We start from the raw sequence: 23,824 nt of genomic DNA, 5'->3' as shown, positions 1-23,824 counted from the left end.
CGTAACCGGTCCAACCTCAGACACACGCGAAGATCAAGCATCCAAGCGCATGGACGCATCCGGTATCATGGGCGGGTTTTCCGAGGAGTCTCATGCGCGTACTGGTTAGCAACGACGACGGTGTCGACGCCCCCGGCATCCAGATCCTGGCCGAGGCGCTGCGGCATGCCGGTCATGAAGTGATGGTGGTCGCGCCCGATCGCGACCGCTCCGGCGCCAGCAATTCGCTGACGCTGGATGTGCCGATCCGCACCCGCCGCATCGACGCGCAAACCTGCGCGGTGGCCGGCACGCCCACCGACTGCGTGCATCTGGCGCTCACCGGCATGCTGGATTACGACCCGGACATCGTGGTCTCCGGTATCAACAACTCGGCCAATCTCGGCGACGACGTGATCTATTCCGGCACCGTTTCTGCCGCGATGGAGGGCCGCTTCCTGGGCCTGCCCGCCGTGGCGGTGTCGCTGGTGACGCATCACCACGAAGCCCATCATTACGACACCGCCGCGCGCGCCGCAGTGGAAATCGTCGCGCGGCTGAAGGCCGAACCATTGCCGGCCGACACCATCCTCAACGTCAACGTGCCGGATCTGGCCTGGTCGGATGTGCTCGGTTTCGAAGTCACCCGGCTCGGCAACCGGCATCGCTCCGAGCCTTGCGTGCCGCAGCAAGACCCGCGCGGCCGCACCGTGTATTGGATCGGCCCGGCCGGTCCGGAGCAGGACGCCGGCGCCGGCACCGATTTCCATGCCGTGCGCACCGGGCATATCTCGATCACGCCGATCCATGTCGATCTCACCCGCTACCAGGCGCTGGAGACGGTGGCCGGCTGGGTCGGCGGGCTGACCGCTGCGCTGGACGGCCCGGCATGACGCCGAGGCTGCGCATGCTGCAACCGGAATCGGTCGGCATCGGCATGACCTCGCAGCGGGTGCGCGACCGTCTGGTCGAGCGCCTGCGCGAGGCCGGCATCCAGGACGAAGCCACGCTCAACGCCATGCGCACCGTCCCGCGGCATCTGTTCATCGACGAAGCGCTGGCCTCGCGTGCCTACGAAGACACCGCGCTGCCGATCGGCCACGGCCAGACCATCTCGCAGCCCTGGGTGGTCGCGCGCATGACCGAGGCCGTGCTGCAGGTGGCGCCGACCAAGGTGCTGGAAGTCGGCACCGGCTCCGGCTATCAGGGCGCGGTCCTCGCCGCGCTGGGTCTGGAGGTCTATACCGTCGAGCGCATCGGCGACCTGCTGCGGCAGGCGCGCAAGCGCTTTCGCCATCTCGGCATGAACGTGCGCAGCAAGCATGACGATGGCCGTATCGGCTGGCCTGAGCACGGCCCGTACGACGCCATCGTGGTCACCGCGGCCGCGCCGGCGCTGGTAGATGCGCTGGTCGATCAGCTCGCAGTCGGTGGGCGCCTGGTGGCCCCGGTCGGCGGCGCGTCCTCGCAGTCGCTGGTGCAGCTCACCCGCGCTGCCGATGGCGAGATCGAGCAACAGGTTCTGGCGCCGGTCACGTTCGTCCCGCTGTTGTCGGGCATGCTGGATTGAACCAATGAGAGTTCCTCGATGAAGATTTTCGGGCCGTTGTACGACGTGGCTATCCGTTGGTCGCGCCACCGCCGCGCGCCGACGCTGCTGACCGGCCTCAGCTTCGTGGAGGGCTTCATCTTTCCGGTGCCGCCGGAAGTGATGCTGGCGCCGATGTCGCTTGCCGAGCCCAAGCGCTCATTATGGTTTGCCACCTTGAGCCTGGCTGGCTCGGTGTGCGGGGCGTTGGTCGGCTATCTGCTGGGGCATTTCGCCTTCGCCGCGCTGCAGCCGCTGATCGAATGGCTGGGCTGGAGCGCGAAGATCCAGGCTCAGATCGAAACCCTGCGCGCGCTGGTGGCCGAGTCGCCTTGGAAGGCGTTCTGGGCATTGGTGCTGGTCGGCTTCACGCCAATTCCGCTGAAGATTTTTACCTGGGCCTCGGGCGTGGTCGGCGTGCCGATCCTGCCTTTCATCGCCAGCATGCTGGTCGGCCGCGGCAAGCGCGTGTATCTGGTTGCCGGCGCGATCCGCCTCGGCGGCGCACGGGCCGAAGCGGCGCTGCATCGCTGGATCGAGCCGCTGGGCTGGGTGGCGATGGCGGTGCTTGCCGCAGGCGCGGGTTGGGTTGTGTGGAAGACAACGAACGGATGAGCAAGACGCAGATGAATTTGGTACGCAAGACAGCAGTCGTGCTCACGGTGGTCATCGGGCTGAGCGCCTGCAGCAGCGCCACAGTGGTGCGTTCGCCTGGCGCAGGTGGCGGTTCGTCTTCCTCGCGGCCCACGGCAGCGCCACGTCCGTCGGTGCCGCGCCCGGGCGCGACGGTGACGGTGCAGCGCGGCGACACGCTGTATGCGATTTCGCGCCGCACCAACATCACCGCGCCGGACCTGGCGGCGTGGAACGGCCTGTCCTCGCCCAATACCATCTATCCCGGCCAGACTTTGAAGTTGTATCCGCCCGGTGCCAGCAAGCCGGGAACCAGCGCGCCGGTGGTTGGTACGGTGGTGCCGCCGCGTCCGGCTGCGCCTATCGCCGCACCGGTCAGTAGCGGCTTTTCCTGGCGCTGGCCCGCCGATGGCGTGGTGGTGGGTACCTTCGTCGCCGGCGAAACCACCAAGCAAGGCGTGGATATCGCCGGTGCCAGCGGCCAGGCCGTGCGCGCCGCCGCCGATGGCGTGGTGGTGTATTCGGGCGCTGGCCTGGTCGGCTATGGCGAGCTGATCATCATCAAGCACAACGACCAGTGGTTGTCGGCGTACGGCCACAACCGCAAGCGTCTGCTCAACGAAGGCCAGAGCGTCAAGGCCGGCCAGCAGATCGCCGAGATGGGCCGCAGCGGCGCCGCCCGCGACATGCTGCACTTCGAAATCCGCTACAACGGCAAGCCGCTCGATCCGTTGCTGTATCTGCCGAAGAAGTGATTTTGGGATTCGGGATTCGGGATTCGTAACAGCCTGGGGCTGTTGGCGCTGCGGGATGGGGCTGGGTCGCCGCGCTAAGGCCGGCTGATTGCGGGGTTGGGGAGTTTTCGCTTGACAGCGAAACCTGCGGAAACACGCTTTCCCGATTCCCGATTCCCGATTCCCGATTCCCGATTCCCGATTCCGTCCCAACCAATCAGCCAGGCAAGACCATCGCCAGCGCCACCCGGCGGCCTTCGCTGGCCAGCACGTTATAGGTGCGTGCCGCGGCGGCGTTGGTCATCGCTTCCAGGCCGATGCCGCGGGTCAGGCAGGCGGCAAGGACTTGTGCGCTCGGGAAGCGCTGGCGTTCGCCGGTGCCCAGCAGAATGACGGCTGGCGCCAGCGCCAGTACCGCGTCCATATGGCTTGCCTGCAGGTGTTCCAGATCCTGCACCGGCCAGCGTTCCACCAGTTCATCCGGCATCAGGATGAAACTCTGCTGCAGAATCTGCTCGTTGACCTTGGCATGGCGGCCGTCGGCCGCGCGCAGCGCATAGGCGTAGTCGGGGTGTTCCTGGCTTAAAGGCATAACGGACTCGGTTGGTCAGCCGCGCGGCAGTACGATCTGGCGCTTTTCCTTGCTGGGGCGGTACAGGATGGCGACGTGGCCGATCCGCTGCACCAGGGCGCTACCGGTGTGCCCGACCAGTTCGGCGATCAGCGCGTCGCGGGTCTCACGATCCTCGGAGGCCACCTTCACCTTGATCAGTTCGTGGCGCTCGAGCACTTCCTCGAGTTCGGCCAGAAATGCCGGCGTGACCCCTTTGCCGCCGGTTTGCAGCAGCGCCTTGAGGTCGTGGGCCTGGCCGCGCAGGAAACGGTTCTGGGCGGAGGTGAGAACAATGGACATGCAGGATCGAAAGGCAGCAAAGGGTGTTCAGGGTATCATGGCGGCCCGTTCGGACCCCCGTTGCCAATGCCTTCCCGTAGTAAAAGCAGCCAGCGCTGGCTCAAGGAACACTTCGCCGACCCTTACGTGAAGAAGGCCCAGGCCGAAGGCATGCGCTCGCGTGCAGCCTATAAGCTGGAAGAGTTGCTGCAGCGCGATCGTTTGCTCAAGCCCGGCATGGTGGTGGTCGATCTGGGCGCCGCGCCGGGCGGCTGGTCGCAACAGGTGCGCAAGTCCATGGGCGACAGCGGCCGCGTGCTGGCGCTGGATATCCTGGACATGCCGGCCCTGGCAGGGGTGGACTTCCTTCACGGCGACTTCAGGGAACAAGCCGTCCTATCGGAATTCGAAGCGATGTTGGGCGATGTGCCGGTGGACCTTGTTCTGTCCGATATGGCCCCCAATAAGAGTGGCATGGATGCGGTCGACCAACCGCGGATGATGCACCTGGCGGAACTGGCGATGGAATTTGCCGACACCCACCTCAAGCCGGGTGGGGCGTTTTTGATCAAGCTGTTCCAGGGTGTTGGGTCCGACGACTACATTCGCGAGCTTCGCCGCCGCTATGACAAGGTGACGATTCGCAAACCGGCGGCCTCGCGCAAGCGCTCCCCGGAAGTTTATGCGCTCGGTCAGGGCAAGCGTGTCCAGATCAAGTAAGCTGCCCATGATCATTGAATTTCAAGAATAGAAGAGTAGAGGGCACCGGAGCCAATGAGGATGAACGACTTGACCAAGAATCTGCTGCTGTGGGTGGTCGTCGCGGTTGTGCTGATGGTCGTCTTCCAGAGCTTCTCGCCGCGGATGGCGGGTGGCGTCGGTGCCGACTCGATCACCTACACCCAGTTTCTGAAAGAAGTGGACTCCGGGCGCGTCAAATCGGTGGATTACACCGATGAGACCAACCTCGCGGTCAACGCGATCCGCTTCAAGCGCACCGACGGCAGCGAATCCACGGTTTACGGTCCGCGCGACGACAAGCTGGTCGACGTGCTGTACAGCAAGAACATTGAAATGACCCGCCAGAAGCCGTCCACGGGGCCGGGCTTCTGGTCGTTGGTGCTCAACTTCCTGCCGGTCATCCTCATCATCGGCTTCTGGCTGTTCATCATGCGCCAGATGCAGGGCGGTGGCGGCGGTGCCAAGGGTGCTATGAGCTTCGGTAAGTCGCGCGCCAAGCTGCAGGGCGAAGATCAGGTCAAGATCACCTTTGCCGACGTTGCCGGTTGCGACGAGGCCAAGGAAGAAGTCGGCGAGTTGGTCGACTTCCTGCGCGACCCGACCAAGTTCACCAAGCTGGGCGGCAAGATCCCGCGCGGCGTGCTGATGGTGGGCCCACCGGGTACCGGCAAGACGCTGCTCGCCAAGGCGATTGCCGGCGAGGCCAAGGTGCCGTTCTTCAGCATCTCCGGCTCGGACTTCGTCGAAATGTTCGTCGGCGTCGGTGCCAGCCGCGTGCGCGACATGTTCGAGCAGGCCAAGAAGCACGCGCCGTGCATCATCTTCATCGACGAAATCGATGCGGTGGGCCGTCATCGCGGCGCCGGTCTGGGCGGCGGTCATGACGAGCGCGAGCAGACCCTGAACCAGTTGCTGGTCGAGATGGACGGTTTCGAGGGCGGCGAAGGCGTGATCGTCATTGCGGCCACCAACCGCCCGGACGTGCTGGATCCGGCGCTGCTGCGTCCGGGCCGTTTCGATCGCCAGGTCGTGGTCGGGCTGCCGGACGTCAAGGGCCGCGAGCAGATCCTGCGCGTGCACATGCGCAAGCTGCCGCTGGCCGACGACGTGGTGCCGATGGTCATCGCACGCGGTACCCCGGGTTTCTCCGGTGCCGACTTGGCCAACCTGTGTAACGAAGCCGCGTTGTTTGCGGCGCGTGGCAGCGAGAAGGAAGTCCGTATGGACCACTTCGACCGCGCCCGCGACAAGATCTTGATGGGTGCCGAACGTCGTTCGATGGCCATGAGCGAGGACGAGAAGACGCTGACCGCGTATCACGAAGCTGGCCACGCCATTGTCGGGCGTCTGGTGCCGGAGCACGACCCGGTCTACAAGGTCACCATCATTCCGCGCGGCCGCGCGCTTGGTGTGACCATGTACTTGCCGGAAGGCGACCGTTATTCGATGAACCGTGTCGCAATCGAATCGCAGCTGTGTTCGCTGTATGGCGGCCGCGTTGCCGAAGAGCTGATCTTCGGTGGCGACAAGGTCACCACCGGTGCGTCCAACGACATCGAGCGTGCCACCAAGATGGCGCGCAACATGGTCACCAAATGGGGCTTGTCCGACGAGCTAGGCCCGGTTGCCTATGGCGAGGAAGAGGACGAGGTGTTCCTGGGTCGCTCCGTGACTCAGCACAAGAACGTCTCGGACGAAACCGCGCGCAAGATCGACGAAGTGGTGCGTTCGATCCTGGACAAGGCCTACAGCAAGACCAAAGCCATCCTCACCGAGAACCTGGACAAGCTGCACGCGATGTCGCAATTGCTGCTGCAGTACGAAACCATCGACGTGCCGCAGATCGACGCCATCATGGAAGGCCGCGAGCCGCCGCCGCCGGCCGGTTGGGCCAAGTCCGACAAGGACGGTGGCAACAACAACGACAAGGGTAGCCCGCGTCCCTTGCCGCCGATTGCAGGACCTGCCGAGCAGATCTAAAGCAGGCGTTTGCAGCTGCAGGTGTCCAGCGGGGCCAGGAAGCGATTCCTGGCCCCGCTGCGTTGCGCAGTACCGACACGCTGAGCGATCTGCCGGTGGCCGGTGATGAAGCGTGCGGTACGTGGTCCCGGCGGATGCGATCTGTGAAGCGTTTCTGTCGCGTCGACGGATGCCATCCGTGCAACATTGCGGTGGCGGGTGTGGCATTGAATCCTCAATGCACGGGATGCGACGCGTCGCGGGCTGCGCGACAATGAACCGTGTCGTGGCAACAAGCAGCATCCGCTAGTTCCAGCCGTTCCCCGGGTTTATGCAGGCGCTGTGGTCGATAGCGATCATCTGCCCGCAACCGAATCTGCAGGCCATTGCCTGCTCGTGCACCACCGCGCTCCGTCTCTCACGCTTTCATCCGCCTCAGGAGAAACCACCGATGTTCGATACCGCCCTCAAGCTGGATTGCGCTGGTCGCAGCTTGCGACTGGACGCGCCGCAGGTGATGGGGATCGTCAACGTCACGCCCGACTCGTTCTCCGATGGCGGCCAGCACGCGACCTGCGAGGCAGCGATCGCGCATGGGCTGCGGTTGGTGGAGCAGGGCGCTGCAGTGCTCGACATCGGCGGCGAATCCACCCGTCCCGGTGCCACGGCGGTATCGCTGGAAGACGAATTGCAGCGCGTGATCCCGGTGATCGAGGCATTGGTACAGCAGACCGGCGTGCCGATCAGCGTAGACACCTTCAAGCCGGAGGTCATGCGCGCGGCGGTCGCGGCCGGTGCCGGCATGATCAACGATGTCTATGCGTTGCGTTCGCCGGGTGCGCTGGACGCAGCATCCGAACTGGGCGTGCCGGTGGTGCTGATGCACGCACGCAGCGCACCGCATGCGATGCAGGACGCGCCGCAGTACGACGACGTGGTGGCCGAGGTGCATCGCTTTCTGGCCGAGCGCATTTTTGCCGCCGAGATGGCCGGCATCGACAAGCGCCGATTGATCCTCGACCCGGGCTTCGGCTTCGACAAGACCACCGCGCATAACCTGACCGTGCTTGCGCAGTTGCAGCGCCTGCAGGAGTTCGGCTTGCCGGTGCTGGCGGGGCTGTCGCGCAAACGCAGCATCGGCGAATTGACCGGGCGCGAGGTTGCCGCCGAGCGGGTGCCTGGCTCGGTTGCCGCGCATCTGATCGCCGCGCAACACGGTGCCCTGTTGCTGCGCGTGCACGATGTGGCGGCGACCGTGGATGCCTTGAAGGTCTGGAACGCGGTGGCGGCGATTCCGACCCCGCGGGTCGGTGCGCCGGCCGCGCCGACCATTCGCTGGCCGGACGAGGACTGATGCCGGCCGACCGACGCCCGCTGGCGATCGCCCTGATGGGCCCTACCGCCAGCGGCAAGACCGCGTTGGCGCTGGAGGCGGCGGAGCGCTGGAACGGAGAGATCGTCAGCGTCGATTCGGCCCTGGTCTACCGCGGGCTGGATATCGGCGCGGCCAAGCCCGATGACGCGATGCGCGCCGCAGTACCGCACCATCTGCTCGACCTGCGCGACCCCTGGCAGATCTATTCGGCCGCTGAGTTCGCCGCCGATGCACGCAAGGCGATCGACAACATCGTTGCGCGCGGCAAGTTGCCGATCCTTGCCGGCGGCACCGGGCTGTATTTCCGTGCAGTGCTCGAAGGGCTGTCGCAATTGCCCGAAGCCGACCCGACAGTGCGCGCCGCAATCGCCGCCGAGGCCGAACAGATAGGCTGGGCCGCATTGCATGCGCAACTGGCGCAGGTCGACCCGATCGCCGCAGCGCGCATTCACGCTACCGACCCGCAGCGCATCCAGCGTGCGCTGGAGGTGTATCGCCTCAGCGGGCGGCCGATCAGCGACTGGCAGGCGCTTCCGCCCGGGCCGCGCCTGCCGCTGCGGGTCTTGAAAATCGTGCTGGCGCCGCAAGATAGAGCGGTGCTGCACACACGCATCGCGCAGCGGCTGGACGCGATGCTGGCGCAGGATTTCCTTGCCGAGGTGAGGCGATTGCGGGAGTTGCCGCAGATGCGCGCAGGGGCTGCGCCGCTGGATCTACCCGCGGTCCGCGCGGTCGGCTATCGCCAGGCCTGGGAGTATCTGGACGGCGCCGGCAGCTTGGCCGGGTTCCGCGACAAGGCGATCCAGGCGACCCGGCAACTGGCCAAACGGCAGCTCACCTGGCTGCGTGGCGAGCTCGACGCACGTTGGTTCGACCCGGAGCGTGATCGGCATCAATTGGACGACGCACTTGTCGGCTTCCTCGCTCATCGTTCCACTGTGCAGCAGGCTTCAGGCGTGTAACATCCCGTTTCCGGGGCCGGCTGGGGATGGCAGGTGTCGACCGGGACAATAAGAACAATAATGAAGAGGATTTTTCGATGGCTAAGGGGCAATCGTTGCAGGACCCATTCCTGAATGCGCTGCGGCGCGAGCGGGTGCCGGTCTCTGTGTATCTGGTCAACGGCATCAAGCTGCAGGGCACCATCGAGTCGTTCGACCAATTTGTGGTCCTGCTGCGCAACACCGTGAGTCAGATGGTTTACAAGCACGCCATCTCCACGGTCGTGCCGGCGCGCAACGTGCGCGTGGGGCCGGGTGGTGGGTATGTGCAATCCAATGAAGGTAATCAAGCGGAAGATGACGACGTCGAGCAGTAATGGAGTAACGCGTGTTTGATCGTTCCCGCAAGGGTGAGCACGCGCTGTTGATTCAGACCCATGCAGGTGGGCCTGCCGAAGACGATGTGCTGGAGGAGTTCGCCGACCTTGCGAGGTCGGCGGGCGCCACGGTGGCGGCAACGCTCACCGCACGCATCGACAAGCCCAGCCCGTCGACCTTGATCGGCAGCGGCAAGCTGGAAGAGATCAAGGCCGCCGCCGAGGCGACTGGCGCGGATCTGGTCTTGGTCAACCACACCTTGTCGCCGGGTCAGGAGCGCAATCTGGAGCGCTACCTGGAGCGGCGCGTGATCGACCGTACCGGCCTGATCCTGGATATCTTTGCGCAACGCGCGCGCAGCCACGAAGGCAAGCTGCAGGTGGAACTGGCGCAGCTGCGTCATATGGCCACACGGCTGGTACGCGGCTGGACCCACCTGGAGCGTCAGCGCGGCGGTGCGATCGGTCTGCGCGGCCCCGGCGAAACCCAGCTGGAAACCGACCGCCGCCTGCTGCAGAAGCGCGTGGAGCAGTTGCAGCAGCGCTTGGAAAAAGTCGAGGTGCAGCGCACCCAGATGCGCCGTGCGCGGATGCGTAGCGAATTGCCGCGCATTGCATTGGTCGGCTACACCAACGCGGGAAAGTCGACGCTGTTCAATGCGTTGACCGGTGAGCAAGCCTATGTGGCCGATCAATTGTTCGCCACGCTGGACCCCACCGTGCGCCGCATCGCATTGCCAGGCGGCAGTGCGATTCTTGCCGATACGGTGGGCTTCGTCCGCGATTTGCCGCACCAATTGGTTGCTGCCTTCCGTTCGACGTTGTCAGAAGCACGCGACGCCGATTTGTTGTTGCATATCGTCGATGCCGCCGACCCGCTGCGCGAAGAACGCATCCTGCAAGTCGATGAGGTGTTGCAGGCGGTGGGCGCTGGCGATCTGCCGCAGTTGCTGGTGTTCAACAAGATCGACAAGATCGACGGTGCCGAAGTTCGCCACGATGCGCAGGACGGCATTCCGGATCAGGCGCGGCGTGAACGCGTGTGGGTGTCGGCGCGCGACGGGCGTGGCTTGCAGGAACTGCAGCACGCACTCGGTCAACGCCTGGATCTGCGTCATCTGACCGGACAGCTGCGCTTGCCGTCGTCGGCCGGTCGCCTGCGTTCCAAGCTGCATCAGCTGGAAGTGGTGCGCAACGATCAGTCCGACGAGGACGGTTGGTTGCTGGAAGTCGATCTGCCGATGGTCGAAGCCGAACGGCTTGCCGCCGGAGATGACGGCGGGCCGTTGCGCGCGATGCTGCCGGACCGTCGGGAAGACTGGGAGACCTGACGGGCGCTTCGACGGGGCTGGCCGCAGCTAGCTGCGCGCCAGCGTCCCATCGCAGGCCCCGTCCACCGATCGCATGCGTCACGACGCACCGGGCGACGCGTAGATATGGATCGTCAGAGACGGCATGACAGCGGTGCCGCGTGCGCTCCCTGCATCGCGACCGGCCTTTTGTGTGCAGATCAGCGGGAACAGTCACGCAGGTGGCGCTATGCCGCTGTAGTTGCCTCGGTGCTGAGCCGCATTGCGTTAGGGCACGTGCCGAAACAGGCAAGCTGACCAAAACCGATCGCTGAGCGGTCGACGGACGGGAGACAGCGCGGGCAAATTCGGATAAAAGTGACCGCTGTCCAATCCTGACCCCCGCGATGACGTCTCCCACTGATCACGACCTTCTGCAGCTCGCCGAGTCGCTGAGCGCCCAATTACGCGCTGCGCGCGAGCGGCTGGTGACTGCCGAGAGCTGCACCGGCGGCTGGATCGCCAAGGCAATGACCGACATTGCCGGCTCCTCGGACTGGTTTGATTGCGGCATGGTGGCCTACAGCTACGAGGCCAAGCAGGCGCTGCTCCGGGTCAGGCCGCAGACGCTGGAGGTGCATGGCGCGGTCAGCCGGGAAACCGTGATCGAAATGGTATCCGGTGCATTGGTGACGTCCGGTGGCAGCATTGCGGTCGCCGTGACCGGCATCGCCGGGCCGGGTGGTGGCAGCGAAGACAAACCGGTCGGCACGGTATGGATCGGCTGGAAGCGCCGCGGCGGCTACGCCACAGCGCAGTTGTTCCAGTTCGATGGCGACCGCGATGCGGTCCGTCGTCAAACCGTGGTCGCGGCGTTGCGTGGCCTGAGCGCGCTGCTGTAACTCATCAGAGCGGGCAATCGAAACCATCAATGCCGTGGTTTCGGATCGCCCTGTGATTGCAACCGCCGAGTCTCCACGTGCCCTGAGTAATGCCGCATGCGACGCATGGCTAGCATGCATGCCTAGCGGGGCGGCATTCGTCGTGCGCTCCGTGCATTCCGCTACCCGCGCTTTGGATTGCAGCGAAATCGCTAAGGTGAGGTTTCGCGCCAGCTGCGGCATTGGCTGCAGCGCATCGCGCAGGCGTCCGTCGGGGGGACACGCATGAAAATCGAACAGAAACGTTGCACCTTGCTGACGCTGGCACTGTTGGCTGCGCTGCCTGCGCCTTGTCTGTATGCACAGAGCGCAGCGGATGAGACGCCGACGACGCTGTCTGCGCTCAAGGTCACCGCGCAAAAGCGCGAAGAATCGCTGCAGAACGTGCCGGTAGTGGTCTCGGTCTTGCCCGAGCAACTGTTGCAGGACAGCGGCGTGCACGACATCAAGGAACTGCAGGTGCTGGTGCCCGGTTTGATCGTCACCAGCAGCCAGAGCGCCGCGCAGACCACTGCGCGCATCCGCGGCATCGGTACGGTTGGCGATAACGCGGGGCTCGAATCGTCGGTCGGCGTGGTCATCGACGGTGTGGCGCGCGCACGCAATGGCGTGAGCTTCGCCGACCTTGGTGAGCTGGAACGCATCGAAGTGCTGAAAGGGCCGCAAGGCACCGTCTTCGGCAAGAACACCTCGGCCGGCGTGATCAATGTGGTCACGCGCAGACCGAGCTTTACCCGCAGTGCCGATGCCGAACTCACCGCCGGCAACTACGGTGCGCTAGGCGTCGCGAGCGCGTTCAATGATGCGCTCGGCGAAACCAGCGCGTTGCGCGTCTATGCGGCCAGGCGCAGTCGCGATGGGTTCGAACAGGTGGTGACCGGCGCCGGCCCACGCACCGCCACCGATGATGGCGACCAGAACCTGCGGACCGCGCGCGTGCAGCTGTTGTGGGAACCGACCGAGGATCTGGATATCAACCTGGCAGCCGATGCCACCAGCCGCAAGGAAAATTGCTGCGTCACCGTGACCACCGAGCGTGGCCCGACCGCTGCGTTGATCGATGCATTGGCACCGGGTGGGCAGGGCACCAGTCCGCGCGCGGAGCCGGCCCGCCGCCGTGCCTACAGCAATCGCAGCACCGCGCAGGATATCCAGGACCGCGGTGTATCGGCGCAGGTCGATTGGGCGACTCCCTGGCTAAACCATGCGGTGCTGACCTCGATCACTGCGCTGCGCGATTGGAAGTCGGTCAACGGCCTGGATTTCGACTATGGCGCGGCCGACATCCTCTATCGCGAACCCCGCGAGAACGAGATGCTCACCAAATTCCGCACCTTCAGCCAGGAATTGCGCCTGGCCGGATCCACCGACAGCATCGATTGGCTGGTTGGCGCGTTCTACGCCGATGAAACCCTGCATCGCAATGAATCCTATCGGTTCGGCAGTGCGTACGAACCCTATCTGTCCAGCGTGCTACTGGCACGGGTCAATCCGGCGTTGGCTGCGCGTGCCGATGCGACGCGGTTTCTGGCCGATGCCACCGGTCTGCCTGCGGGCAGCCTGTTTCGCGGGCAGGGGAGCCAGGATCGTTTTCGGCAAGATGGCACCAGCGCGGCGTTGTTTACCAACAACACCTGGCACGCCACCGACGCATTGGATGTGGTTGTGGGCCTGCGTTACACCTACGAACACAAGGCGCTGCGATCCGCGTTCGAAAATCCAGATGGCAGCCCGGCGTGCGCCAGTTATTTCGCACCCAATGGCAGCGTGAGTCCGGTGGCGTTGCGACGTATTGGCGCAGCGTTGACCGCACGTGGCGTGCCCGCGGCTGCAGTGCCGGCCATCGCGCCGCAGGTGATCGGCTTCACCTGCCTGCCGTGGGCCAATAGTGCCCACGCCGGTCGCCTGACCGAACAACGCCTCACCGAGCGCGCGTGGTCCGGTACCGCCAAGCTGGCGTATCGCTGGAATGATGCGTTGATGACCTATGCGTCGGCGGCGCGCGGCTACAAGGCCGGTGGCTTCAACCTGGATCGTGTGCAGTCGTCCGATGGTCTGTCCAGTGGCGTGCAAGGCATCCTGCCGGTCGATGACACCGCATTTCCAGGCGAGTTCGTGGACAGCTATGAGCTCGGCGCCAAGACCACCTGGCTCGGCGGCAACCTGCTCTTGAACGCGACGCTGTTCTACCAGAATTTCAGCGATTTCCAGCTCAATAACTTCCTCGGCACCAGCTTCGTGGTGCGCGCCATTCCTACCGTGGTCTCGCGCGGCATCGACACCGAACTGTTGTGGCAGGGCGCCTTGCCCGGACTGATGCTGCAAGGCGGGCTCAGCTATGCGGACACCACGTATGGCGACGACCCGTTGCCGGATACAGAGTTGGCGTTGTTGCCTGGCAGCCGCCTGAGCTTTGCGCCGCGCTGGTCGGCGAATCTATCGGTCACCTACGAGCATGCCGTGGGCAATCGGTTGACCGGCTGTTTCAATGTCGGCGCCAAATACACTTCTGAGTACAACGCCGGCAGTGATTTGGATCCGCAGAAGGCGCAGCCGGGCTACACCCTGCTCAATGCACGCGTGGGCGTCGGCGCCGACGACAAACGCTGGCTGCTGGAAGCGTGGGCAGAGAATCTGGGGAACGAAACCTATCGGCAGATCGTCATCGATACGCCGCTGCAGGCCGGCTCCTGGAATGCGTTTCTCGGCGCGCCGCGCACCTATGGCGTGACCTTGCGACTGCGGTATTGAGGCCGCTACGCCGCACTGGCTGCTGCACAGTCGAAGCTGCAGAGTGTGCGCAGCACAATCCACGCTAAGCCCACAGCGCACAGAAGCGCGACAGCGGCAGGGAGATCGGCTACAAACTAGAGTCTGTTCGCCAGCCTGTGTGCCGATGTTCGCGTTTCCCACTGCCGTGTTCGATACGTTGCCATCCATCCTCATCCGGCGCAGCGCGCCTGGTGCGTCGTGCGTTGTTGCAATGCATGTGCACCGGCTTGCGTGGCGTGAGGCGGGGAGTCACGCGGCTGGCTTGCCGGGACGTGATGCTGGTGGGCCTGTCGTAGTGGACCGGTCGGTTCGTAAGGCAGCGCGATCGCATCGAGAGATCGCTCACGTTGGGGCCTGCGCACAGGCGTGTAGCGCGCCAGCCACCCGTTTCGAACCTGCGCAGGCGGTGCACTGATGTGGGAGGCACTTGGCACTGTGCGTGACCTCGGGCGTCTGCAGGAAATCGCCTCGGTCCTGATTCGATACGGCTTTGGCGATGTGGTGCGCCGTATCGGGTTGGCCGACGTGCTCGAACGCGCCGGCAAGTTGCTGCACTGGAACAACGCCGAGGGCCGCTTGCGGATGTCGGCCGCCACGCGTGTGCGTCGTGCGCTGGAGGAGCTCGGGCCAACCTTCGTCAAGCTGGGGCAAGTGCTGGCGACGCGTATCGACTTGCTGTCGCCGGAATGGATCGAAGAGCTGAGCGAACTGCAAAACGCGGTCCCTGCATTGCCGTTCGAACAGATCCGGCCGCAATTGGTCGCCGCATTGGGCGCAGAGCCGGAAAGCGTGTTCGCGCGATTGGACGAACAGCCGCTGGCCGCTGCGTCGCTGGCGCAAACGCATCGCGCTTGGCTGGCCGATGGTACGCCGGTGGTCTTGAAGATCCGTCGGCCCGGCATCGGCGACACCATCGATGCGGATCTGCGCCTGCTCGCGCGGCTGGCCGACATCGTCGAAACGCGCGCACCGGATCTGAAGCGCTACCGCCCGGCTGAAGTGGTACAGCAATTCACCGTGTCGCTGCGGCGCGAGCTCGACTTCGCTGCCGAATGCCGCAATGCCGAGCGCATTGCCGCCAATTTCGCGCACGACCCGCAGGTGGTGGTGCCCGCGGTGTATTGGCAGTGGACCTGCGAGTCGCTCAATGTGCAGGAGTTCATCGACGGCATCCCCGGGCGCGACATGGTGTCGGTCGATGCGGCTGGGCTGGATCGCAAGGCGCTTGCGCGCACGGGTGCCGGCATCGTGCTCAAGATGGTGCTGCAGGACGGCTGCTTCCACGCCGACCCGCATCCGGGAAATATTTTCTATCTGCGCGACGGGCGTATCGCCGTCATCGATTTCGGCATGGTCGGGCGCGTCTCCGAACAGCGCCGTTTCCAGGTCGCGCAGCTGCTGCACGGCATGGTGAGCTACGACGCCGACGCCGTGATCGATGTGTTGCTGGAGTGGGCCGGCACCAGCCTGGATATCGACGAGGCGCGGCTGCAACAAGACATCGGCGCGTTCGTCGACGAATACCGCGGCGTGCCGCTGAAAGAGCTACGCATCGGCGCGATGCTCGGTGATGTCACCGCCATCCTGCGCGACCACGGGCTGACCCTGCCGTCGGATCTGGCGTTGATGATCAAGGCCTTTCTCACCCTCGAGGGGATGGGGCGCCAGCTCGATCCGGATTTCGACATGGCTACCGAAGCGCGGCCGTATCTGGAGCGCGTGGTGTTGCAGCGCTATGCGCCCAGCGCGATGTTGCGTCGCAGCCGGCGTACCGTGACCGGCGCGATCGATCTGATCGGCGATCTGCCACGCGATCTCAAGCGCCTGATCCAGGCCGCACGGCGCGGCAAGTTGCAGCTGCACGTGGAAACGCGCGCCCTGCGCGAGTTCGGCGAGCAGGTCGACCGCGCCGCCAATCGGCTCACCATGGGCATTGTGACCGCGGCCCTGGTGATCGGTTCGTCGATCGTCATGAACAGCGTCGGCGGCAGCGCCAGCCGCTGGCTGCTGGCGCTGGGCGTGGGCGGCTTCATCGGTGCCGGGGTATGCGGCATCTGGATCCTGTTCTCGATCTGGCGCAGCCGGCGCTAACGGTCGACTGGGTTCTCGCCCGCTGGGCTATTGCGCATGGCGTCGTTAGTAGTAATACTACTAACCATGGACCTGACCGATACCCAGCAAGCAATCCTGGCCTTGATCGCCGAGCGCATCGACGCCGACGGCGTCCCGCCTTCGCAGACCGAGATCGCCCGCGCCTTCGGCTTCAAGGGCGTACGTGCCGCGCAGTATCACCTGGAGGCACTGGAGCAGGCGGGCGCGATCCGCCGTGTCCCAGGTCAGGCGCGCGGCATCCGGCTGGCCGGGCAGGGCGCGCAGTCGCGGACGCCGCCGGTCGCCGAGCCAGTGCGCGACGACGTGCTGCGTCTGCCGGTGCTAGGCCGCGTGGCAGCGGGCCTGCCGATCGGCGCCGATATCGGGTCGGACGACTTCGTCGTGCTCGACCGGGTGTTCTTCTCGCCGTCGCCCGACTATCTGCTCAAGGTGCAGGGCGATTCGATGCGCGACGAAGGCATCTTCAACGGCGACCTGATCGGTGTCCACCGTACCCGCGACGCGCGCTCGGGGCAGATCGTGGTGGCCCGGATCGATGAAGAAATCACCGTCAAGTTGCTCAAGATCGGCAAGGACCGCATCCGGCTGCTGCCACGCAACCCCGATTACGCCCCGATCGAAGTATTGCCGGATCAGGATTTCGCCATCGAAGGCCTGTATTGCGGGCTGTTGAGGCCCAATCGCTGAGGGCTGCACCGATGCCTGTGCTGGCGTTTTTCCCAGCCGGCATTGCAGGATTCGCCGCTGCCAGCGCAACGTTCGCAACCTTAATCTGAGTGTGTCGCAGCCAGTCTCAGCCTGTGCGATACACCGCCGCTACATTTGCTCCACACCGAAATCACTGACAAGGATCACCCAGATGGACGAGAACAAGAAGCGTGCCCTTTCCGCCGCACTGAGCCAGATCGAAAAGCAATTCGGTAAGGGCTCGGTGATGCGCATGGGCGATCGCGTGATCGAAGCGGTCGAAATCATTCCGACCGGTTCGCTGATGTTGGATATCGCACTGGGGATCGGCGGCCTGCCGAAGGGCCGCGTCGTGGAAATCTACGGTCCGGAATCCTCGGGCAAGACCACCCTGACCCTGCAGGCCATTGCGCAATGTCAGAAGCTGGGTGGCACCGCTGCGTTCATCGACGCCGAGCATGCGCTCGACCCGATCTACGCTGCCAAGCTGGGCGTCAATGTCGATGACCTGTTGCTGTCGCAGCCGGACACCGGTGAGCAGGCGCTGGAAATCGCCGACATGCTGGTGCGTTCGAGCTCGGTCGACATTGTGGTGATCGACTCGGTGGCTGCACTGACGCCGAAGGCGGAAATCGAAGGCGAGATGGGCGACCAGCTGCCAGGTCTGCAGGCGCGTCTGATGAGCCAGGCGCTGCGCAAGCTGACCGGCAACATCAAGCGGTCCAACACCCTGGTGGTCTTCATCAACCAGTTGCGCCACAAGATCGGCGTCATGATGCCGGGTCAGAGCCCGGAAGTGACCACCGGCGGTAACGCGCTCAAGTTCTACGCCTCGGTGCGGCTGGACATCCGTCGTATCGGCGCGATCAAGAAGGGCGACGAGATCATCGGCAACCAGACCAAGATCAAGGTGGTCAAGAACAAGCTGGCGCCTCCGTTCAAGCAGGTCGTGACCGAAATCCTCTACGGCGAAGGCATCAGCCGCGAGGGCGAATTGATCGACATGGGCGTGGAAGCCAAGCTGGTAGAAAAGGCAGGTGCCTGGTACAGCTATGGCGACGAGCGCATCGGCCAGGGTAAGGACAATGCACGTGGTTACCTGCGCGACAATCCGCAGGTGGCAGCCAAGCTCGAAGCCGAGCTGCGCGAGAAGTTCCAGCCCGCCGAAGCTCCGCGCGAGGCGGGCGACGACGCCGAGAAGGAATAAGCGCTGCCGGCAGCAAGCCATTGCTGTCGAGCCTCTCAGGACTACGCACTATCTCCGTCATGTGCTCGCAGTGCATGACGGGCTCAAGCGCTTGGCGACATCTCGCTGCAGATGGAACGGTAAGCCAGCACGTTTTTCTATCGCGGGGACGGCGGAGTCAGTGCCGTTGCTTCTCGCGATAGATCTATCGAAGGCCAGGAGGGCAGGCGCCATGGAGGGCGCATTGATTTAGCGATCGGGGACACGTCACGATGGACGAGCAAGAGCCCGCACCAAAGCGGGGGCGCCGGTTCAAGGAGCAGACGCCGGTCCAGCGCGCACTCGGTCTGCTGGTGCGACGCGAGCATTCGCGCAAGGAATTGAACCGCAAGCTGTTGGCGCGCGGTATCGAGCCAGATGCCGCACAGGCGGCGGTGGAGCGGCTGGCGGACGAGGGCTGGCAGGACGACACCCGGTTTGCTGCCGCGGTGGTGCGCAATCGTGCGGGCTCGGGCTATGGCCCCCTGCATATTCGTGCCGAACTCGGAACCCATGGCCTGGATAGCGAGGCCATCAGTGCTGCCATGGCGACGTTTGAAGGCGATTGGACCGAGAACGCACGCGATCTGATCCGGCGCCGGTTCGGCGAGCAGGGTCCGTTAGATCTGCCGCAGCGACGCAAGGCCGCCGATCTGCTGGTCCGGCGCGGTTTCGATGGCAACAGTATTCGTAGCGCCACGCGCTTCGACCTTGAGGACTGAGGGCGTCAGGCCTGCTACCCTTCGTGGTTTAAGGTTGTTCCGCTCATCTGCGCCCACATGTCATTGGGTGACCGGGATTGCCGCCCGCCCAATGCCAGCCCATGAACGCACCTGCCAAATTCAGCACTTCCCAGATTCGTAGTGACTTCCTCGCGTTTTTCGAGGGGAAGGGCCACACCATCGTGCCGTCCGCGCCGCTGGTGCCGGGCAACGATCCGACCTTGTTGTTCACCAACTCCGGCATGGTCCAGTTCAAGGACGTGTTCCTGGGCGCGGAAAAGCGCAGCTACGTGCGCGCCGCGGACGTGCAGCGATGCCTGCGTGCCGGCGGCAAGCACAACGATCTGGACTCGGTAGGCTACACCGCGCGCCACCACACCTTCTTCGAGATGCTGGGCAACTGGTCGTTCGGCGACTACTTCAAGAAGGACGCCATCGCCTGGGCCTGGGAACTGTTGACCCAGGTCTGGAAGCTCCCGGCCGACCGCCTGCTGGTGACCGTCTACCACACAGACGAAGAAGCCTTCGCCCTGTGGCGAGACATGATCGGCATTCCCGAAAGCCGGATCGTGCGGATCGGCGACAACAAGGGCGCGCCGTACGCCTCGGATAATTTCTGGCAGATGGCCGATACCGGCCCATGCGGCCCGTGTACCGAGATCTTCTTCGATCATGGCGATCACATCGCTGGCGGTCCCCCCGGTTCGCCGGACGAAGATGGCGATCGCTTCATCGAGATCTGGAATCTGGTTTTCATGCAGTTCGACCGGCAGCCCGACGGCACCCTGGTGCCGCTGCCGGCGCCGTGTGTGGATACCGGCATGGGGTTGGAGCGTCTTGCGGCGATCCTGCAGCACGTTCATACCAATTACGAGATCGATTTGTTCCAGGCCTTGATCGGCAAGGCCAGTGCGTTGACCGGCATCGCCGACCTGGAAAACAAGTCGCTGCGGGTCATCGCCGACCACATCCGCGCCTGCTCGTTCCTGATCGTCGATGGTGTGCTGCCTTCCAATGAGGGGCGCGGTTATGTGCTGCGTCGGATCATTCGGCGTGCGCTGCGGCATGGCTGGATGCTGGGCGTGCGCCAGCCGTTCTTCAGCAAGATGGTGCCCACCCTGGTCGAGCTGATGGGCGAGGCCTATCCGGAACTGGTGGTTGCGCGCGACACCGTGGCGCGCGCCCTGTTGGCCGAGGAAGAGCGTTTTGCCGAGACGCTGGATGCCGGCATGAAAATCTTCGACGACGTCGCGTCGCGCTCGCAGGACGTGATTCCTGGCGCGGATGCATTCCGTCTCTACGACACCTATGGGTTTCCGGTCGATCTGACCGCCGACATCGCACGCGAGCGCGGCATGCGCGTGGACATGGAGGGCTTCGAGTTCGCCATGGAGCGCCAACGCGAGACCGCGCGTGCGGCAGGCAAGTTCGGTGGCGGCGTCGCACTGCCCGCCGACTTGGTTGCGACCATGTCGCCGACGGTGTTTCTGGGCTACGAGGCGTATGACGCCGACGCGCTCAAGGTGGTCGCACTGCTCAAACAGGGACGCCCGGTCGAGCGTGCCGAAGCCGGCGATGAGGTCATCGTGTTCACCGATCGCACGCCGTTCTACGCCGAATCCGGCGGCCAGGTCGGTGATAGCGGACAGCTGAGCACGACCGACGTGTCCATCGACGTCGCAGACACGCAGAAGTTCGCCGGCCAGTTCTACGGGCATGTCGGACGCATCACCGAAGGCACGCTGGAGCTGGGCGATGTGCTGGCAGGCGGCATCGACGTGCAGCGCCGCGGCAAGACCATCCTCAACCACTCGGCCACGCACTTGCTGCATGCCGCATTGCGCGAAGTGCTGGGCACACATGTGCAGCAGAAGGGCTCATTGGTGGCGCCTGATCGCTTGCGTTTCGACTTCTCGCATTTCCAGCCCATCACCGCGGAAGAACTTGCGGTGGTCGAGCACAAGGTCAATGCCGAGGTGCGCACCAATCACAGTGTCGAAGTGCACAACATGGCCATGCAGGAAGCGCTGGATTTTGGCGCGATGGCTCTGTTCGGCGAGAAATATGGCGAGCACGTGCGCGTGCTGAAGATGGGTGGTTATTCCACCGAGCTGTGTGGCGGTACCCATGTCAGCCGCACCGGCGACATCGGTCTGTTCAAGATCACCTCCGAAGGCGGCGTGTCGTCGGGTGTACGCCGTATCGAGGCGGTGACCGGGCAGGGTGCGCTGGATTACGTTGCCGATGAAGAACGTCGCTTGTTCGAGGCGGCAAGCCTGCTTGGCGGCAACACCACCGAGGTGGTCGACAAGGTACGTGCACTGACCGAGCGTCAGAAGCGTCTTGAGCGCGAGCTGGAATCGCTGAAGGCCAAGTTGGCCTCCGGCGCGACGGCAGATCTTGGCGCCAGTGCTGTCGACGTGGCGGGCGTCAAGGTGGTTGCCGTACGTCTGGAAGGATTCGATGCAAAGGCGCTACGCGAGGCGATGGACCGCTTGAAGCAGCAGCTCGGCGATTCGGTGATCGTGCTGGCCGGTGCATCGGCGGGCAAGGTTGCGCTTGTCGCCGGCGTGAATGGCAGCCCAACTGGCAAGGTGAAGGCGGGGGAACTCCTCGGCCATATCGCCAGTCAGATCGGAGGCAAGGGCGGTGGCCGTCCAGATCTCGCCCAGGGTGGTGGCGAGGACGGGCCCGCCCTTGCGACCGCACTCGACGGTGTGCCCTCCTGGGTCAAGCAACACTTGGGCTGAACACTCGTCCTGCTATGCCTTGCTGGCTAGCAGGATGTCCCGCTACCATTTCTGGTCTAGTCCCTTTACCCAGGGCGCGTCTCACTCACGAGACCGTCGATGCTGGTGGGAAACCCACCGGTTCCAGGAGATTTGCAAAATGTTGATCCTCACTCGCCGGGTAGGCGAAACCTTGATGATCGGCGACTCGGTCACTGTTACCGTGCTCGGCGTCAAGGGTAATCAGGTGCGTATTGGCATTACCGCACCCAAAGATGTGGCTGTGCATCGCGAAGAGATTTATCAGCGCATCCAACGTGGGGACGAGCCGGTCGCCTCTGGCGCGCATCACGGCGACGATTCTTCGAATTGATCGTCATAAAGGGTTTACGTTAGCCCCTGTTACCCGGTATTCTTCGCGGCCTGCCACGGACATCGCGGCAGGACGCAAAAAACTGGAGCGATGCCCGAGCGGCTGAAGGGGCTCCCCTGCTAAGGGAGTATAGGGTCAAAAGCTCTATCGAGGGTTCGAATCCCTCTCGCTCCGCCAGTGTTCTAAACGCCCGCAAATCAATGATTTGCGGGCGTTTTTATTTGATCTGGTGGGCGCGCGCAGCGCCAGTCGATAGCCGGCAGTCAAACTACCGCCACTGCGAATGCCTCGCTTGCGACGGCCTGCGGATGTCATGCGTTGCTCGAGCTTTGGGACTGCTCAGCACTCATGCCTTCCCGCGACGCTATTTCTTGATCGCCGTGACCGTCGCGGCCTCCGCTATCGAGGTTGTTGGATCGCTTGTCGCCGGTGACATGGCGTGCCGTACGTTTTTCATCAACGATGTGAGCCTACGACGCTCGGGGCAGGCGAATCTGTGGGTTGAAAATGCGCAAACGAGCTTCTGAGTTGAAGACGCACAAAGATGCAATCGATAGCTTGGTCGCGGGAAGCTCCGACATCTTGCGAAACGCGAGCGGCGCAAATGGCAGCGCTCGCTTCTGCTCAACGGTATCGCCTGCGATAACGGATGGCCGCCGCAAGGTGCCGTTCGCGAGTGTCGTTGCTGGCTGGTGATTTGAGTGATGGCAGGACATGCCGCAGGACGATCAGTTTGTTGCTGGTACTGCCGCCCCGCAGTGCGGCGCAACCTACAGATCGCAACCGACATGTAGTTGCTGGGTCTGACCGGTCCCGTCTCTCGCCGATGTCGGCACCGAGGGGCGCTGTCGAGGCAACCTGTCCGTGGGCGGCTACCACTTCGCTCGGTCCGCATGCTTTGCTTGTCGCCTCGGTGTGCGTCTTTATCTTTTCTGATGTTGGAAAACAGGCCGTTGGAGAATGTGCTTGGCAGGCTGCGAACTCTCTTCGCTTGCAGCTATCGCTTGCAGCCAACAAGCGAACAATAAGTTGCATGGTCAAACTTCTGCGTTCAACCAGGCAGTCAACCTGCGTTAACTGCAGGCAGAAGGCCGAAGACACTAGGTCGTAGGCATTGGATCTAAGGCTTCAGAGGTCTCTGCGTGTTGTCTTGCTCGCGTGTTTATATGGCGCCCCTGCTGCAAGGTGGGGCATCACCCATTGCACGCAATTGCAGGCGCGCTGATTACGTGCCTTGACGACCAATTGACTAAGAGCGGCTAACAAAACCCCTTGAATCTTGCCTCGCTGGTGGCAAAGTTGCGTACATGACACGTCGCAAAGAGATCCCCATTGCGCTGTGGAAGCGCATCGAGTCACTGATTCCGCACGTGAAGCGTTCGCCCAAAGGTGGACGGCCGCGTATCAGTGATCAGCAAGCCCTCAACGGCATCGTCTATGTCTTGCGTACGGGCATTCCCTGGGAAGACCTACCCATCGAACTCGGCTATGGCAGCGGCATGACCTGCTGGCGCCGGTTGCGCGATTGGCAAGCTGCCGGTGTGTGGCATCGTCTGCATCAGGTATTGCTGGCCGAGCTACGGCGCGCCGAGCGGTTGGATCTGAGCCGAGCGAGTCTGGACGCGGCCAGTGTGGCCGCCCCCCGGGGGGCGCCTACACCGGCCCGAACCCGACCGATCGTGGAAAACTCGGCAGCAAACGGCATCTGATCGTCGACCGCAACGGCGTCCCCTTGGCGGTGTGCGTCACCGGGGC

20 protein-coding genes, 1 tRNA gene and 1 pseudogene are annotated in these 23,824 nt (G+C 64.0%); 20 read left to right on the top strand and 2 right to left on the bottom strand.

From position 1 onward, the window contains the following. The first annotated feature begins 92 nt into the window (after positions 1–92). Genes surE through XdyCFBP7245_RS13840 form a run of 4 tightly spaced genes read left to right on the top strand, consistent with a single transcriptional unit; the run spans position 93 to position 2,955 of the window. Positions 93–872: a 5'/3'-nucleotidase SurE gene (surE, locus tag XdyCFBP7245_RS13855; RefSeq protein ID WP_104616168.1), complete on the top strand. Its 780-nt coding sequence runs from the start codon at positions 93–95 to the stop codon at positions 870–872. Further along, positions 869–1,549, top strand: coding sequence for a protein-L-isoaspartate(D-aspartate) O-methyltransferase (locus XdyCFBP7245_RS13850; protein ID WP_104616167.1), 681 nt, complete (start codon positions 869–871; stop codon positions 1,547–1,549). The genes surE and XdyCFBP7245_RS13850 overlap by 4 nt, the downstream gene beginning before the upstream one ends. Positions 1,550–1,567: 18 nt before the next feature. After that, entirely contained in the window at positions 1,568–2,182 is a 615-nt protein-coding gene (locus XdyCFBP7245_RS13845) for a YqaA family protein (protein ID WP_104616166.1), read from the top strand. Next, a complete protein-coding gene (locus XdyCFBP7245_RS13840; protein ID WP_170068648.1) occupies positions 2,179–2,955 on the top strand; it encodes a peptidoglycan DD-metalloendopeptidase family protein in 777 nt (258 codons plus the stop codon). The genes XdyCFBP7245_RS13845 and XdyCFBP7245_RS13840 overlap by 4 nt, the downstream gene beginning before the upstream one ends. Positions 2,956–3,151: 196 nt before the next feature. Here XdyCFBP7245_RS13840 and XdyCFBP7245_RS13835 read toward each other — a convergent pair whose 3' ends face one another. Further along, positions 3,152–3,526, bottom strand: a complete 375-nt coding sequence (locus tag XdyCFBP7245_RS13835; protein ID WP_104616164.1) for an Mth938-like domain-containing protein — start codon at positions 3,524–3,526, stop codon at positions 3,152–3,154. Between the two features lie 15 nt (positions 3,527–3,541). Continuing rightward, positions 3,542–3,847, bottom strand: a complete 306-nt coding sequence (yhbY, locus tag XdyCFBP7245_RS13830) for a ribosome assembly RNA-binding protein YhbY (RefSeq protein WP_104616163.1) — start codon at positions 3,845–3,847, stop codon at positions 3,542–3,544. Positions 3,848–3,913: 66 nt separating this feature from the next. Between yhbY and rlmE the strand changes: the two genes are divergently transcribed. From rlmE to XdyCFBP7245_RS13750, 16 genes and pseudogenes are all read left to right on the top strand, one after another. Beyond that, entirely contained in the window at positions 3,914–4,546 is a 633-nt protein-coding gene (rlmE, locus tag XdyCFBP7245_RS13825) for a 23S rRNA (uridine(2552)-2'-O)-methyltransferase RlmE (RefSeq protein WP_104611353.1), read from the top strand. A gap of 60 nt (positions 4,547–4,606) precedes the next feature. Then, positions 4,607–6,547 (top strand): ATP-dependent zinc metalloprotease FtsH, encoded by a 1,941-nt coding sequence (ftsH, locus tag XdyCFBP7245_RS13820; RefSeq protein WP_170068647.1) that lies wholly within the window; start codon positions 4,607–4,609, stop codon positions 6,545–6,547. Between the two features lie 430 nt (positions 6,548–6,977). Next, entirely contained in the window at positions 6,978–7,880 is a 903-nt protein-coding gene (gene folP, locus XdyCFBP7245_RS13815; protein WP_104616161.1) for a dihydropteroate synthase, read from the top strand. Continuing rightward, positions 7,880–8,863 carry a tRNA (adenosine(37)-N6)-dimethylallyltransferase MiaA gene (gene miaA / locus XdyCFBP7245_RS13810; protein ID WP_104616160.1) on the top strand — a complete coding sequence of 328 codons (984 nt, stop codon included), beginning with the start codon at positions 7,880–7,882 and terminating at the stop codon, positions 8,861–8,863. The genes folP and miaA overlap by 1 nt, the downstream gene beginning before the upstream one ends. A gap of 77 nt (positions 8,864–8,940) precedes the next feature. Further along, a complete protein-coding gene (gene hfq / locus XdyCFBP7245_RS13805) occupies positions 8,941–9,219 on the top strand; it encodes an RNA chaperone Hfq (RefSeq protein WP_005915027.1) in 279 nt (92 codons plus the stop codon). 11 nt (positions 9,220–9,230) lie between these two features. Beyond that, positions 9,231–10,550, top strand: coding sequence for a ribosome rescue GTPase HflX (gene hflX, locus XdyCFBP7245_RS13800; RefSeq protein WP_104616159.1), 1,320 nt, complete (start codon positions 9,231–9,233; stop codon positions 10,548–10,550). 365 nt (positions 10,551–10,915) lie between these two features. Further along, positions 10,916–11,410 (top strand): CinA family protein, encoded by a 495-nt coding sequence (locus XdyCFBP7245_RS13795; RefSeq protein WP_005992383.1) that lies wholly within the window; start codon positions 10,916–10,918, stop codon positions 11,408–11,410. Positions 11,411–11,674: 264 nt separating this feature from the next. Beyond that, positions 11,675–14,200 (top strand): TonB-dependent receptor, encoded by a 2,526-nt coding sequence (locus tag XdyCFBP7245_RS13790; RefSeq protein WP_104616158.1) that lies wholly within the window; start codon positions 11,675–11,677, stop codon positions 14,198–14,200. 435 nt (positions 14,201–14,635) lie between these two features. Then, on the top strand, positions 14,636–16,312 hold the full coding sequence (ubiB, locus tag XdyCFBP7245_RS13785; protein WP_104616157.1) for a 2-polyprenylphenol 6-hydroxylase: 1,677 nt from the start codon (positions 14,636–14,638) through the stop codon (positions 16,310–16,312). Between the two features lie 66 nt (positions 16,313–16,378). Then, a complete protein-coding gene (gene lexA / locus XdyCFBP7245_RS13780) occupies positions 16,379–17,020 on the top strand; it encodes a transcriptional repressor LexA (protein WP_104616156.1) in 642 nt (213 codons plus the stop codon). A gap of 172 nt (positions 17,021–17,192) precedes the next feature. Further along, entirely contained in the window at positions 17,193–18,227 is a 1,035-nt protein-coding gene (recA, locus tag XdyCFBP7245_RS13775) for a recombinase RecA (RefSeq protein WP_104616155.1), read from the top strand. 251 nt (positions 18,228–18,478) lie between these two features. Next, a complete protein-coding gene (gene recX / locus XdyCFBP7245_RS13770; protein ID WP_104616154.1) occupies positions 18,479–18,967 on the top strand; it encodes a recombination regulator RecX in 489 nt (162 codons plus the stop codon). A 101-nt stretch (positions 18,968–19,068) separates the two neighbouring features. Continuing rightward, the gene (gene alaS / locus XdyCFBP7245_RS13765) at positions 19,069–21,717 is read left to right on the top strand and encodes an alanine--tRNA ligase (RefSeq protein ID WP_104616153.1); all 2,649 of its coding nucleotides are present in this window, start codon (positions 19,069–19,071) and stop codon (positions 21,715–21,717) included. A 139-nt stretch (positions 21,718–21,856) separates the two neighbouring features. After that, complete coding sequence (csrA, locus tag XdyCFBP7245_RS13760) at positions 21,857–22,069, top strand: carbon storage regulator CsrA (RefSeq protein ID WP_003481884.1); 213 nt, start codon at positions 21,857–21,859, stop codon at positions 22,067–22,069. 84 nt (positions 22,070–22,153) lie between these two features. Beyond that, a tRNA-Ser gene (locus XdyCFBP7245_RS13755) sits at positions 22,154–22,246 on the top strand. 1,130 nt (positions 22,247–23,376) lie between these two features. Further along, positions 23,377–23,824, top strand: a pseudogene (locus tag XdyCFBP7245_RS13750) (IS5 family transposase); the annotation flags it as partial.

Origin of the sequence: Xanthomonas dyei (assembly GCF_002939865.1) — a bacterium.
Lineage (GTDB): Bacteria > Pseudomonadota > Gammaproteobacteria > Xanthomonadales > Xanthomonadaceae > Xanthomonas > Xanthomonas dyei.
The sequence above is the reverse complement of the archived record's forward strand: the minus strand, read 5'-3'. Positions and strand labels throughout refer to the sequence as shown.

Excerpts from the sequence above, each read along its gene's own strand:
- surE (WP_104616168.1), top strand. The coding sequence starts at position 93 with ATGCGCGTACTGGTTAGCAACGACGACGGTGTCGACGCCCCCGGCATC.
- XdyCFBP7245_RS13850 (WP_104616167.1), top strand. The coding sequence starts at position 869 with ATGACGCCGAGGCTGCGCATGCTGCAACCGGAATCGGTCGGCATCGGC.
- XdyCFBP7245_RS13845 (WP_104616166.1), top strand. The coding sequence starts at position 1,568 with ATGAAGATTTTCGGGCCGTTGTACGACGTGGCTATCCGTTGGTCGCGC.
- XdyCFBP7245_RS13840 (WP_170068648.1), top strand. The coding sequence starts at position 2,179 with ATGAGCAAGACGCAGATGAATTTGGTACGCAAGACAGCAGTCGTGCTC.
- XdyCFBP7245_RS13835 (WP_104616164.1), bottom strand. The coding sequence starts at position 3,526 with ATGCCTTTAAGCCAGGAACACCCCGACTACGCCTATGCGCTGCGCGCG.
- yhbY (WP_104616163.1), bottom strand. The coding sequence starts at position 3,847 with ATGTCCATTGTTCTCACCTCCGCCCAGAACCGTTTCCTGCGCGGCCAG.
- rlmE (WP_104611353.1), top strand. The coding sequence starts at position 3,914 with ATGCCTTCCCGTAGTAAAAGCAGCCAGCGCTGGCTCAAGGAACACTTC.
- ftsH (WP_170068647.1), top strand. The coding sequence starts at position 4,607 with ATGAACGACTTGACCAAGAATCTGCTGCTGTGGGTGGTCGTCGCGGTT.
- folP (WP_104616161.1), top strand. The coding sequence starts at position 6,978 with ATGTTCGATACCGCCCTCAAGCTGGATTGCGCTGGTCGCAGCTTGCGA.
- miaA (WP_104616160.1), top strand. The coding sequence starts at position 7,880 with ATGCCGGCCGACCGACGCCCGCTGGCGATCGCCCTGATGGGCCCTACC.
- hfq (WP_005915027.1), top strand. The coding sequence starts at position 8,941 with ATGGCTAAGGGGCAATCGTTGCAGGACCCATTCCTGAATGCGCTGCGG.
- XdyCFBP7245_RS13795 (WP_005992383.1), top strand. The coding sequence starts at position 10,916 with ATGACGTCTCCCACTGATCACGACCTTCTGCAGCTCGCCGAGTCGCTG.
- XdyCFBP7245_RS13790 (WP_104616158.1), top strand. The coding sequence starts at position 11,675 with ATGAAAATCGAACAGAAACGTTGCACCTTGCTGACGCTGGCACTGTTG.
- ubiB (WP_104616157.1), top strand. The coding sequence starts at position 14,636 with ATGTGGGAGGCACTTGGCACTGTGCGTGACCTCGGGCGTCTGCAGGAA.
- lexA (WP_104616156.1), top strand. The coding sequence starts at position 16,379 with ATGGACCTGACCGATACCCAGCAAGCAATCCTGGCCTTGATCGCCGAG.
- recA (WP_104616155.1), top strand. The coding sequence starts at position 17,193 with ATGGACGAGAACAAGAAGCGTGCCCTTTCCGCCGCACTGAGCCAGATC.
- recX (WP_104616154.1), top strand. The coding sequence starts at position 18,479 with ATGGACGAGCAAGAGCCCGCACCAAAGCGGGGGCGCCGGTTCAAGGAG.
- alaS (WP_104616153.1), top strand. The coding sequence starts at position 19,069 with ATGAACGCACCTGCCAAATTCAGCACTTCCCAGATTCGTAGTGACTTC.
- csrA (WP_003481884.1), top strand. The coding sequence starts at position 21,857 with ATGTTGATCCTCACTCGCCGGGTAGGCGAAACCTTGATGATCGGCGAC.